11 protein-coding genes are annotated in these 12,978 nt (G+C 31.7%); all 11 read left to right on the forward strand.

What is annotated here, in order from left to right:
* Positions 1-52: 52 nt before the first annotated feature.
* The 11 genes from ACULM0_RS11215 (at position 53) to ACULM0_RS11265 (ending at position 12,963) form a co-directional block, all read left to right on the forward strand.
* A complete protein-coding gene (locus tag ACULM0_RS11215; RefSeq protein ID WP_463677619.1) occupies positions 53-1,159 on the forward strand; it encodes a glycosyltransferase in 1,107 nt (368 codons plus the stop codon).
* An 8-nt stretch (positions 1,160-1,167) separates the two neighbouring features.
* Entirely contained in the window at positions 1,168-2,439 is a 1,272-nt protein-coding gene (locus tag ACULM0_RS11220) for a hypothetical protein (RefSeq protein ID WP_463677620.1), read from the forward strand.
* A gap of 71 nt (positions 2,440-2,510) precedes the next feature.
* Positions 2,511-3,827 carry a glycosyltransferase family protein gene (locus tag ACULM0_RS11225; protein WP_463677621.1) on the forward strand — a complete coding sequence of 439 codons (1,317 nt, stop codon included), beginning with the start codon at positions 2,511-2,513 and terminating at the stop codon, positions 3,825-3,827.
* A gap of 8 nt (positions 3,828-3,835) precedes the next feature.
* Positions 3,836-4,951 carry an ATP-grasp domain-containing protein gene (locus ACULM0_RS11230; protein ID WP_463677622.1) on the forward strand — a complete coding sequence of 372 codons (1,116 nt, stop codon included), beginning with the start codon at positions 3,836-3,838 and terminating at the stop codon, positions 4,949-4,951.
* A 7-nt stretch (positions 4,952-4,958) separates the two neighbouring features.
* The gene (locus tag ACULM0_RS11235) at positions 4,959-5,864 is read left to right on the forward strand and encodes an NAD-dependent epimerase/dehydratase family protein (RefSeq protein ID WP_463677623.1); all 906 of its coding nucleotides are present in this window, start codon (positions 4,959-4,961) and stop codon (positions 5,862-5,864) included.
* A 6-nt stretch (positions 5,865-5,870) separates the two neighbouring features.
* Positions 5,871-7,010, forward strand: a complete 1,140-nt coding sequence (gene rffA, locus ACULM0_RS11240) for a dTDP-4-amino-4,6-dideoxygalactose transaminase (RefSeq protein WP_463677624.1) — start codon at positions 5,871-5,873, stop codon at positions 7,008-7,010.
* A 52-nt stretch (positions 7,011-7,062) separates the two neighbouring features.
* Positions 7,063-8,478, forward strand: a complete 1,416-nt coding sequence (locus tag ACULM0_RS11245) for a lipopolysaccharide biosynthesis protein (protein WP_463677625.1) — start codon at positions 7,063-7,065, stop codon at positions 8,476-8,478.
* A gap of 46 nt (positions 8,479-8,524) precedes the next feature.
* Positions 8,525-10,000, forward strand: coding sequence for a surface carbohydrate biosynthesis protein (locus ACULM0_RS11250; protein ID WP_463677626.1), 1,476 nt, complete (start codon positions 8,525-8,527; stop codon positions 9,998-10,000).
* A gap of 9 nt (positions 10,001-10,009) precedes the next feature.
* On the forward strand, positions 10,010-11,014 hold the full coding sequence (gene pseB, locus ACULM0_RS11255; RefSeq protein WP_463679883.1) for a UDP-N-acetylglucosamine 4,6-dehydratase (inverting): 1,005 nt from the start codon (positions 10,010-10,012) through the stop codon (positions 11,012-11,014).
* A gap of 15 nt (positions 11,015-11,029) precedes the next feature.
* Positions 11,030-12,220: a UDP-4-amino-4,6-dideoxy-N-acetyl-beta-L-altrosamine transaminase gene (gene pseC, locus ACULM0_RS11260; protein ID WP_463677627.1), complete on the forward strand. Its 1,191-nt coding sequence runs from the start codon at positions 11,030-11,032 to the stop codon at positions 12,218-12,220.
* A gap of 8 nt (positions 12,221-12,228) precedes the next feature.
* Positions 12,229-12,963, forward strand: a complete 735-nt coding sequence (locus ACULM0_RS11265; RefSeq protein WP_463677628.1) for a cytidylyltransferase domain-containing protein — start codon at positions 12,229-12,231, stop codon at positions 12,961-12,963.
* The last annotated feature ends 15 nt before the right edge of the window (positions 12,964-12,978 follow it).

Below are 12,978 nucleotides of genomic sequence, written 5' to 3' on the forward strand. Positions count from 1 at the left end.
GGAGCAATATAAGTGAATATGATAATCTCACCTTTTTTTTGGGGGTAAAAAAATGATAAAGAAGTTAAAAATTATGCAAATAACACCTAACTTGCCTCTCGCTGGAGCTGAAATTATGTTAGAAAATTTAAGTATTGCTCTAGCAGATGACAATAATGATGTTTGTGTTGTTAGTTTGTATAATCAAAAATCTGCCATAACTGAACGTTTAGAGGAGAAAAAGATACCAATCCTGTATCTTAATAAAGAAAAAGGTTTTGACATAAGGATGATTTTTCGTTTGTATAAGCTTTTTACTTCATATAAACCTGAGGTGGTTCATACACATCGATATGCTATGCAATATGTGATTCCAGCTGCAATTCTCTCGAGAGTGCCAGTTAGAGTTCATACAGTTCATAATATTGCAGAAAAAGAGCTAAGTAAAATTCAGAGAAAAATTAATAGTGTTTTCTATAAATTCTTTAGAGTTACTCCCATAGCTATAAGCCCAATTATCAAGAAAACAATTATGGAAGAATATAAATTGCCTAAAGATAGAATTCCTATGATTTATAACGGTTTGAATTTAGAAAAATGTTTACCTAAAATTGAATATACAGCGAAAAACAATTCAATAAACATTCTGCACATAGGACGATTTGAAAAACAAAAAAATCATATTGGCTTAATTGAAAGTTTTAAAATAGTACATGATAGAGAGCCAAATGCAGTTTTGACTTTAGTTGGAACTGGAGATTTAGAGAATGAAATATTTAGCAAGGTTAAAGAACTAGATTTGGAAAAAAGCGTTATCTTTGCCGGTGTTCAGTCTGAGGTTTACAAATTTTACAATCAAGCTGATATCTTTGTTCTCCCATCTTTATGGGAAGGAATGCCAATTACTTTAATTGAAGCTATGGCTAGTGGAGTACCTATTGTTGCAACTAAAGTAGGTGGGATTCCAGATATGGTTGAGGATAACCAAACAGCACTATTAGTAGATATAGATGAAAATAAGATAGCTCAAGCAATTCTTGATCTAATTGAAAATAATGAGTTGAGAAAAAAAATAGGTCAAAATGCGAAAAAGAAAGCTGTTGAATTTTCTTCAAAAATAATGAAGGATGAATACTTCAAGGTATATCGTAATAGCTCGAATATATTGAAGAATAAGTAGGTGGCAAAATGCTCGGAAATATAATACACATTATTTTACTTACAATATTTGTACTTTTTACATTTAGAAATTACAAACAAGGGATAATTTTATTTGTTGTTTTCTCTTTGGTTTCGCCCCATTTTAAAATTGCAAATAACATAATTAGCTTTGACATATTGGCGTTTCCCTTATTGTTTTTGATTATCATTCTTAAAAACAGAAAAATATTTTCAATATACAGGACAAGACATTATAGACAGCATTTATGGTTATATCTGTTTTTAGTCATTATAGCCACCTTGTTTGGAGTCTTAAAATACCCAGTAGGGGTTAATTTGTTCGCGCTATTCGCTTACTTTCGCTGGATCATTTTAGTACATTTATTACAATTTTTAATGAATGAGGATCCAGATGTTATTTTGGATAAAATTCTAACTTCAATTTTAAGTGTAAATATTATTGTTTCGATAATCCAATTATTGTATCCCAAAAGTATAGTGTTGTTTTATGATTTGTACTTTAAACCTTCCTTAACACCACTATCATATGTTCTGAATCTAGGCTACTTTAACAGAGCTTACGGTACATTTGGAACACCGGTATTATTAGGTATTTTTTCTTTTCTTTGCTTTTCAATTTATTTAGGATTTTTTGCTGAAAAGAAGAAAGTTAAATATATACGCTTAAAAATATTCGGAGTGATTAGCTTAGGCTTAATGGCATTATCTAAAACAGTAATAGTTGGAATACCATTAATTTTGATAGCATTCTATTTATTGTCATTTATAGGTTTCTTTAAAATTAAAAATAAAAGAATTATTTATTATCCCTTGATACTTGGAGCCGTTTTTTTCATTGTAGCGAGCGTGTTAGAAAATTATATGACTCATGCGTCATGGCATATGAAGTTCTTGTTTGAACCAACTAGTGTTTTTTCTACAAGATATGACTCTACAGCAGGAATACTTTCTGAAACATATGATGTGATAAAAGAAAATTTCATTATTGGGTTAGGATTTTCAAATGTAGATTTGTTTATAGGAGATTCTATGTATATAGTTCTATTACTTACTTCGGGGTTATTAGGCACTATATATTTTTTAGGGGTCTTATTATCGGCAACAATTAAAAACTTTAAATTAATGAACACTACGGGAACACTTTGTTTCATTTCTTTGTGTATTGCGGGTTTAGCTGCACCAGTTCATATTGGTGTTGAATCTGCAATAATCTTGGCATATATTTTCAGTATTGCTGAATCAACAAGACAAATGCGAAAGAACATAGAATTAACTTAATTAAAACGGATTTATTAACTATTTTTAAGGTTGTTAGGGATTTTAACAAATCTGTGATAGGGAGAAAGTTGATGAATTATATATTAGTAGACTCAAATACAACACTCGGTGGAGTAGAGACTTTGTTAATAGAATTAGCTAAGTATCTTGTTAAGAAAGATAATAAGGTCTATTTTACATGTTACAAAACTCAGAACATATACAAAAAATATCTTCTAGAATTTGATAATATCTTTTTTTTAGATAGGAAAGTAGAACCCAAGCTAATAGAGTTTTTTTCAAAAAGAGAACTGAAAATTGAAAAGCAGAACATTCAAAACCAATTAGAAAAAAGTCAGGAGTACCACGTTATAACTCCCTATTTTGATGCTTTGCAATTTGCTATGGCTGTTTTTGGGGACAAAAAAAACTTTAAATTAATGCATCTATGGGCGCATACTCAGAGTTGGTGCACGACTTTAAGAATAAAAAAAAATGATTGGTTTATAAAAGAAAGAATTATCAACTCAAAGTATATGTATCAGAAAAGATTGCTAGAGGATTTGAACAATAATGGGGCTGATTTTTATAGCACTAGATCTGTAACAGTATTTAATAGTTGGTATTATGATATAGACATAAACCCACCAAAAGTTGAAGCATTACCTATAGACTCCTACAATCAGGTTGACTCATGGCAGTATGATAATAAGAAAAATCCTTTATCAGTATTATGGGTGGGACGATTTGATGCATGGAAAAATGAAGCAATTATTGATATCTATAGAACGTTAGAGATGGTGGCTGAAAAGAATAAAGGGGTTAAAATTAAATTCGATATAGTTGGATACGGAAACCCACAACATGATGCCTATATTAGAAACAGTGTTTTTAGCAATAATATTGACGTCAACTTTATTGGAGGGGTAAAACCTGAGAATTTGCCTAAGCTATTTACTGAATATGATCTAGGTATTGCAATGGGACTAACTGTTAAAAAAATGGCGCAAGTAGGTTTGCCATCGATTGTTATTGATATGTTTGAAAATATTGCAGAATACAATAAAAATGCTAATTGGCTTTTTGAAACTACAGAAGGCGATGCTGGTAACGGTTATTATTTTAAAATTGCAGGGCACGAACTAAAGCAAAGAAAAAAACTGGAAGAACTTTTAGAAGAAGTAATTATGAATCCATGTGTATTAAGTCAGTATTCGATAAAATGCAAAGAATTTGTTGATGAATATTATTCGTTTGATAAGCAGTCAAAAGCGATTATAGATACTGTTAAGAACTCAACTTTTGCAGGTATAAATTATCCAGTTTATCGACGTAACTTTGCTATAAGAGTTTCTTATTCTGTATACAAAAAGATTAAAAAATTAAAGCAGCTATTATCAGGAAGGTGATTAAACATATGAAAAAAATATTAATCTTAGGAATTGGAAACGCTCAAGTTGACCCAATCAAACTTTGCAAAAAAAAAGGTTATGAGGTTCATACTTGTAGTTATACGCCTGATGGAAGAGGAAGAGAGTTTGGGGATCAATTTGCATTAATTAATATTACTGACGTTGATGCTGTTCTTGAGTATGTGAAAATCAATGATATTGACATAGTTTATTCTACGGGTTCTGATGTTGCGATGCCTACGGCCTCATATGTAAGCGAAAAACTTGAATTACCGCATTTCATATCAACAGAAACTTCAAAACTTTGCAATACAAAACAAGAATTAAGAAGTTTTATTGGAGATGAAGAATATAATGTAAAGTTTCAGGAAGTTGAATCAAAATCATGTAAAATACAATTAGAATACCCATTCATAATGAAGCCTGTGGATAGTCAAGGGCAACGAGGGATTAAACTCATTAATTCCAAGGAGGAGTTTGACTATCATTTTGAAGTTGCTTTATCCCACTCTAGGTCAAAAAAAATTATCATAGAAGAGTTCATAGAAGGTCCTGAAATTTCTGCCAATGTTTATATGATTGATGGTGAGATTGTTTTTTCTTTAATCAGTGATCGTATTAGTTGGCCTCAATTTGAAGGTGGTATTATACATAAGCACATTATACCATCAAAGGTTATAAACAAAAATTCAGAGAAATTAGTGAATGAGATGATTAAGTCTGTTACCAAAAAATTGAATATCAATAACGGACCGGCCTATTTCCAGATTAAAGTACAAAATAATCAACCGAAGTTAATTGAAGTAACTCCAAGATTAGATGGTTGTCATATGTGGAGATTGATTAAAGAGGGCACAGGTGTTGATTTACTGGATATTACCATAAATCATTTAATAGAAAACAGAATAGACCCCAATTTACTGAGCTTTAATGACATACAGAAGGAACTTACGTTAGAATTTATTTGTAAAGAACCAAACAGTATTGTCGATGAGTCGGATTATAATATTAGGGATGTATTAGACCTTGTACAGTATTATGAGATAGGCGAAAAAGTTAAAGCAATGAATGGCTATATGGAAAAAATTGGGTATATTATTTTTCTCGTTAATGGAGGGTAAGTCGCCGATGAAGATAGCTATAACTGGTGGTACAGGTTTTATAGGTAAATGGGTCTTAGAAACTATTGGTAAGAAAATGAATGTAACAGTATTGGGAAGAGATAAGGTGTGTAAAAATGTAGCTATTGGAATGAATGACTTTAAATATGTTTACACAGATTATTCTGAGTTGGATCTTCTAGATAAGTTAAATGGGTATGATGCGTTAATTCATTTGGCAGCAGCGCGATCAGGAAGCTTGGGATTTAAACCATACCTAGATAATATAGGCATATCACAAAGTCTCTTTGAGGCATGCAAACAAAATAAAATAAGCAATATTGTATGCCTTTCTTCAATAGCCGTTTATTCTGATATTAATAGAACTCCTTGGAAAGAAAATGATTATGTTATGCCGCTGTCTTTTTATGGCATTTCAAAGGCTTCTATGGAAAATATTGCAGAATATTATAATAGAACTAAATCAATGAATATAAAATGCCTTAGAGTAGCTCAAGTTGTGGGGTATGGTGAACGTACGGGTTTTATGCTGATGAATTTCATTAAACAAGCATTTAACAAAGAAATCTTAAATGTCTATGGAGAAGGTGCTGGAAAAAGAGAGTACATCTATGTTAAAGATGTCGCAGATGCCATTTTACATGCATTAAGTAGAGAAAAAACTCTAGGCATATTTAATATTGGAACAGGAGTTAATACATCTCATTATGAACTTGCTAAAATAATTAATTTAGTTTTCAACAATGAAGGAAACCTAGAATTTGTTAAGAACATAAGAGAAGACAAAACCATTTTTTTGATGGATGGCCAAAAGACAAAAGAGGAATTAGGGTGGACATCTAAATGGACACTAGAAGAAGGGCTAAAGGATATAAGAGATTTAATGATCCAAAAAAGAAATGAAGGGAGATAATAAATTATGAAAAAATTGCCATTTAACATTCCACCTTATATTGGGAAAGAACAGGAGTATATACAGGAAGTAATAATCAAGAATCGAAAACTTTGTGGCGACGGGTCATTTACGAAAAAATGCAATTTATGGTTCGAAGAAAAATTTAGAATAAGAAAAACGTTGTTAACTACCTCATGTACTCATGCTCTGGAAATAGCCGCAATATTAGCTGAGATTAAACCAGGTGATGAAGTGATAGCACCTTCCTTTACTTTTGTTTCAACAGTAAATGCATTTGTGTTAAGAGGAGCTAAAATTGTATTTGTAGATATAAGACCAGATACAATGAATATTGATGAAAATTTAATAGAGAAAGCAATTACATCTAGAACAAAAGCCATCTTACCAGTGCACTACGCAGGAGTAGGATGTGAAATGGACAAGATTATGGATATTGCAAAAAAATATAATCTTTATGTTATTGAGGATGCTGCACAAGGTGTAATGTCAACATACAAAGCGAAAGCATTAGGAAGTATTGGTGATTTCGGTGTATATAGCTTCCATGAAACGAAAAATTATACTATGGGAGAAGGCGGAGCTCTTTTGATTAAAAATGAAGATTATATCGAAAGAGCAGAAATAATACGCGAAAAAGGAACTAATCGTAGTAAATTCTTCAGAGGTCAAATAGATAAATATTCATGGGTTGATATTGGAAGCTCATACTTACCTAGTGAGTTGAATGCAGCTTATTTGTATGCTCAACTTGAAGAGGCTGAAATGATTAATAACGATCGATTGAAGACATGGAATTTATATTATGAAGGCTTAAAGGATTTAGAGCAAAAGGGTTTTATAGAGCTACCCGTAATACCCAAACATTGTGAGCATAATGCTCATATGTTTTATATTAAGTGCAAAGATTTAAAAGAACGAACGGAATTAATTACTTACTTAAAAGATAATGGAATTAGTGCAGTGTTCCATTATATACCTCTTCACAGTTCTGAGTGCGGTTTGAAATATGGAGAGTTTAATGGTGAAGATAGATATACAACTAGTGAAAGCGAGAGGTTGTTAAGATTACCTATGTATTATGGAATAAAATCTCAAGAGGTTAGCTATGTTACTACGAAAATCAATGAGTTTTTTAATATTTAGAAAAACTAAGATTCCGCATTCTTAAATTTCAGCTGAGAAGAAGGTTAATTAAATGAAAGTAAAAGATTTTTTTTCAAATAAAATTGTACAATCTGGAATTTGGTATACTCTAACTAACTTTTTCACAAAAGGATTGGCGTTTATAACCATTCCAATATTTACAAGGCTATTAACACCAGCAGAATATGGTTTAGCGTCGGTATATACGGCCTGGGTGAGTATATTAGCGATATTTATAAGCTTAAATGTCAAATCAAGTATTACTAGAGCCAGGCATGAGACAGAACTTGAAGGAAAATACGATGAATATGCTTCAAGTATTGCGTTTTTTTCTTTGTGTTTATTTTTATTATTTATAGGATTAGCATACCTATTTAAAAATCAATTGAGTAATATAATTGGATTACCACCTTTATTGTTGGTTTTGGCCATAGTACATGCTTTTTTCGCTAGTGTGAATGATTTAGCTGTTGGTAAATTTGTTGCAGAATATAAATACAAGATTAAATCTATTGCTACAATCGTAAGTGCACTCATAGGTGTTGGACTATCGATTTATTTAATTATTTATGTTTTTAACAAACAGCCATATTATGGGAAAATTTTGGGTTCTTTTTTTTCAGTCTTAATTTTAGGAGTAGTGTTTTTGATTCAATTATTAGCTAAAGGAAAAACATTTGTGAACTATAAGTATTGGAAATATGCACTTATTATTTCTTCGCCACTTATTATTCATGAGCTATCTTTAATTATTAACAACCATTTTGATAGAATAATAATCCAAAGGTATGTTGGAGAAGGTGCAACAGGAATTTATAGCTTTACTTATAATATTAGTATGATTGTTGCTGTTATAAGAACATCCTTTGCGGGTGCAATGGCCCCTTGGATATACGAGAAATTAAAGGAAGGTTCTTACGACAACATTAAGGTGAAGTCAGGGTATTATAGGGATGCATTTGCACTTCTTTATATTTCAGCTTTATTTTTAAGCCCTGAAATCATTAAGATTATTGCAAGCCCAAGCTATTTAGAGGGGATTCATTTAGCACCTTGGATATTTATGGCATACTTTTTTCAATTTATGTATGTGGAAGAAATAAGAGTCGAAATATTTTATAAAAGGACTGGCCTAGTATCTTTAGGAACTGCCTTATCATCAGTAGTGAATATAGCGTTAAATTTGCTACTTATACCAATATATGGATACCCCGCTGCTGCAATTACTACAGCGATATCGTTCTTTTTATTGTTTGTATACCACTATATAGTAACGAGTAAAGTCATTAATCATAAGCTGTATGGATTTAAGTTCCACCTAAAATCAATAATATATATAACCTTATCAACAGTTATTTTTATTGTTTTCGAGGACATGTTCTTACCTAGATTAATGGCGTTAATTGTTGCTGGTTTGTATTTTGCAAAAAATCTAAGTTATTTCTTAAAAGGAAAAATAAAAATTTAGATTAACCAGTAGGATTAGGCAATGTGTAAGGGAAAGGAAGAGTGAAATGAAAAGGAAATGGGTGATACTTCCCATAGAAACTAAAGCAAGGGAAATGCAATCTAAATCATTACTAGCATATAAGTTAGTTGAAAAAGGCTATGGCGTAATAATTTTAAAATGGTCTAAAAATGGTTATGAATCTATACTACCAAAAGGAATATGGTTTACAAATAATTTATTTGAAGCAAATTACAGTAGAATAAAACGTATTTATGAGAAAGGACATAAGATATTTACTCTAGATGAAGAGGGGTTACTTTATATTAATGAGAAGAGGTATTTGAGAAGAATTTACCATAAGAACCTTGAGTTAATTACAAAATTTCTGTGCTATGGTAAAGAGCAACACGAGATTGTTAAAAAACAATTTCCTGAATATGGAGATAAGGTGGTAATAACAGGAAATCCAAGAATAAATTTATTAAATGAAAGATTTCAAAAACTGGATGAAGACCAGACTTTAGCAATAAAAAATAATTATGGTAAATATATTCTAGTTGTTTCAAATTTCACAATAGCTAACTTTTATGGATCGAGCAATTCCTTCGAAAGTAGATACTCGAAGATATACAGAAATTTGAAAGATCAAAAACTCATTAATAATGAAAAAGAAGTGGATGAGCTGAATGAGCATTTTAGATATTTGGATAGAGTATTTAATGAGTTTATAATACTAGTTGAGTATCTAAGTAGTGAATTTCCTGAGTTTAATATTATTGTTAGACCGCATCCATCGGAAAGTATAGAGAATTGGAAAATAATTGAATCAAAAGGCAAAAATATAAAGGTAGTATATGAAGGGTCACTAACTGAATGGATAAAAAGTTCTACTGTAGTAATACAAAATAATTGCACTAGTGCAATTGAGAGTTTGTTTTTAACAAAACCATGTATATCATACAGACCGATAATGAATGAAAAATACGACCAACCACTTACTAAAAAATTGTCTATAAACTTAAGAAATAAAAATGAAGTTATTGAGTATATAAAGAATGTTATATATAATGATGAATCGCTATTTCATGATACTTACAAGGTGTTCAAGCAAAGTGCAGAGGCCAATATTTCCTTCAGTGTGGAAGACGAAAGTATAGAAAAAATAATTCAAGAGATAGAGACTGTTATGATAGGGTCAGCAAAATATAACAAGTATATATTTATTTCCAGAAAATTGAGAAGTGTTCGCCTAATAGATGGCATAAAGTATTTATATCGAAAATTACGAACATTAGCTTGTAAAACTATATGTAGTATTTTCAAAAATGAAGAGGTGAAAGATAAAAGTGAATTTTGCTTTTTTGATAAAAAGTCGGTGGACAGACTGGATTGGAAAAGCTATGATAAGCATAAATTCGGTGATATCAATGAAAAAGATTTCAATGAAATGTTTGATAAATTAAACTATGTTTATGAAAAAAAATACAATTATAAAGTAAAGACGCTTGAAAATGAAATTTTCATGATTTATGAAGACTAGGAGGATAAAATAGTGAATAATAAAGTAGTTCTAATAACTGGTGGAACAGGTTCATTTGGGAAACAATTCACAGAAATGGCTTTAAAGAAATTCAATCCAAAAAAAATTATAATTTATTCTAGAGATGAGTTTAAACAAGATATTATGAAGAAAGATTTTATGCTTAAGTTTCCAGAAAAGATTTCGAAGTTAAGATTCTTCATTGGTGATGTAAGAGATAAAGACAGAATGTATCGTGCTTTCAAAGGAGTGGATTATGTTATTCACGCTGCAGCAATGAAACAAGTTCCAGCTTGTGAATACAACCCTTTTGAAGCCATTAAAACAAATATTCATGGAGCTCAGAATATTGTAGATGCAGCTCTAGATTGCGGAGTAAAGAAAGTAGTCGCTCTATCAACAGATAAAGCAGTTAATCCCATAAATCTTTATGGCGGTACAAAGTTGGTTTCAGATAAATTATTTGTTTCAGCAAATTCGTATCGAGGAGATGAAGGAACAGTATTTTCTGTTGTGAGATATGGAAATGTTTCTGGAAGTAGAGGATCAGTAATACCATTCTTTAGAGAACTACTAAACAATGGCGCTACAGAACTTCCAATAACTGATACGAGAATGACAAGATTCTGGATGACTCTCGATGATGCAGTTGACTTAGTTGTGAAAGCACTAGAAGAATCTAAAGGTGGAGAAACATATGTATTTAAGAATCCGTCGTACAAAATTACTGATATTGCTGAGGCTATGAATCCTGGTGGAAAGATAAATGTAGTTGGGATTCGAGAGGGTGAAAAACTTCATGAAGTCATGATTACTAGTGATGACTCTAGAGGCACATATGACTATGGAGATCATTATATCATTTATCCAAATTACATTTGGTGGTCAAAGGATCATTACTTTAAAGAAGGTGGCACTTTAATTGAAGAAGGATGGGAGTATAACTCGGGAACAAACACAGATTGGCTAGATGTAGAGATCTTAAAAAAGAAGATTGAAGAACTGGGACTGTAGTTGGGAGGAATAACTGTGGATAAACTTGCTATATTAGGCGGCAAACCGATAAGAGACAACTATTTGTCATATGGTAAACAAACTGTAGATGATTCAGATATTCAAGCTGTTGTTGATGTACTGAGAGGTGATTACTTAACAACTGGTCCGTTTGTTAAAGAGTTTGAAGAAAAAGTGGCTAACTATGTAGGGGCTAAGTATGCTGTTGCAGTTTCAAATGGGACAGCTGCTCTTCATATCGCTTGCTTCGCTGCTGGAATAAAAGATGGTGATGAAGTTATAGTCAGTCCCATGACGTTTGCTGCTTCAGCCAATGCTGTTCTTTACTGTGGTGGAACTCCTGTTTTTGCAGATATTGATCCAGTGACTTATAACATTGATCCAGATAAAATTGAAGAGAAAATTACGGATAAGACTAAGGCAATTATTCCAGTAGATTTTTCGGGCCAATCTGTTGATATGGACAGAATTAAAGAAATTGCAGATAAACACGGTTTAATTATCATAGAAGATGCTGCCCATGCATTAGGTAGCGAGTATAAGGGAAGAAAAGTTGGTAGTCAAGCGGATATGGTTGAATTCAGTTTTCACCCGGTAAAACCTATTACAACTGCTGAAGGTGGAATTGTAACTACAAATAGTGAAGATTTATACAAGAAGATGATGATTTTTAGAACACATGGCATCACAAGAGATCAAGAACTCTTAAACGAAAATCATGGTCCTTGGTATTACGAGCAACAACATCTTGGTTACAATTACAGGTTGACTGATGTTCAAAGTGCACTTGGAACAAGTCAAATGGATAAAATTGATGGTTTTATCACTCGCAGAAGGGAAATTGTTAAACAATATAATGATGCATTTAAGGCCCTAAAAGAAATTGTGACGCCATTTGAGGCGGAGTTTTCTAATTCTGGTTGGCACATTTATGTGATTAAAGTTAAGCCTGAGTTATTAACTGTAGCTCGGAAAGAAATCTTTGAAGCTTTACAAGCGGAGAATATTGGTGTAAATGTTCATTACCTTCCGCTATACCTTCATCCTTATTACAGAGAATTAGGCTATGCAAAAGGAATTTGTCCTAACGCAGAAGAACTATATGAAAATATGATCACTTTGCCGCTATTCCCAAGCATGTCTAATGAAGATGTGAATGATGTTGTGGCAGCAGTAAAAAAAGTAATAAATTATTACCGAAAGTAGGTAAACATATGAAAATAGGTGCAATAATTCAAGCAAGAATGGGCTCAACCAGACTACCCGAAAAGGTGATGAAAAACCTTCAAGGGAAAACAGTTTTAGAACATGTGATAGAAAGAGTTAGACAATCTAAATTAATTGATGAAATCATAATCGCAACAACAACTCATGAAAGAGATACAGTGATAGAATCTCAGGCTTTAAGATGTGGCGTAAAAGCCTTTAGAGGAAGTGAGGATGACGTTTTATCAAGATACTACTATGCTGCAAAGGAAAATAATCTTGACGTTGTTGTTCGCATAACATCAGATTGTCCACTTATTGATCCGATAGTATTAGATGAGATCATAGAGTATTATTTAAAAAGCAAAAAAGATATTGTTTCTAATGCAGGTTCAGATTCATCTAATCGAACATATCCAAGAGGCCTTGATACAGAAGTGTTTTCATTTAATGTTTTGGAAAATGCTTTTAATCATGCAGAAGAGAAATACCAGAGAGAGCATGTAACACCTTTTATTTATGAAAACACTGATCAAGCATTCTATTATAAGAATAGTGTAGATTACTCGAAGTATAGATGGACATTAGATACAGATGAAGATTTTGAACTTATCTCAGAAGTATATGAGCGTTTATATCATGGAGTACATGATTTTTACTTAGATGATATCGTTAAAATATTTGAGAAGATGCCAGAACTTTATGAAATAAATGCTCACATTGAGCAGAAAAAAATCAAATAAATAGGATTGATAAAG

This window comes from Halotolerantifilum yawarlongkerapense, assembly GCF_054506745.1.

Excerpts from the sequence above, each read along its gene's own strand:
- ACULM0_RS11215 (WP_463677619.1), top strand. The coding sequence starts at position 53 with ATGATAAAGAAGTTAAAAATTATGCAAATAACACCTAACTTGCCTCTC.
- ACULM0_RS11220 (WP_463677620.1), top strand. The coding sequence starts at position 1,168 with ATGCTCGGAAATATAATACACATTATTTTACTTACAATATTTGTACTT.
- ACULM0_RS11225 (WP_463677621.1), top strand. The coding sequence starts at position 2,511 with ATGAATTATATATTAGTAGACTCAAATACAACACTCGGTGGAGTAGAG.
- ACULM0_RS11230 (WP_463677622.1), top strand. The coding sequence starts at position 3,836 with ATGAAAAAAATATTAATCTTAGGAATTGGAAACGCTCAAGTTGACCCA.
- ACULM0_RS11235 (WP_463677623.1), top strand. The coding sequence starts at position 4,959 with ATGAAGATAGCTATAACTGGTGGTACAGGTTTTATAGGTAAATGGGTC.
- rffA (WP_463677624.1), top strand. The coding sequence starts at position 5,871 with ATGAAAAAATTGCCATTTAACATTCCACCTTATATTGGGAAAGAACAG.
- ACULM0_RS11245 (WP_463677625.1), top strand. The coding sequence starts at position 7,063 with ATGAAAGTAAAAGATTTTTTTTCAAATAAAATTGTACAATCTGGAATT.
- ACULM0_RS11250 (WP_463677626.1), top strand. The coding sequence starts at position 8,525 with ATGAAAAGGAAATGGGTGATACTTCCCATAGAAACTAAAGCAAGGGAA.
- ACULM0_RS11265 (WP_463677628.1), top strand. The coding sequence starts at position 12,229 with ATGAAAATAGGTGCAATAATTCAAGCAAGAATGGGCTCAACCAGACTA.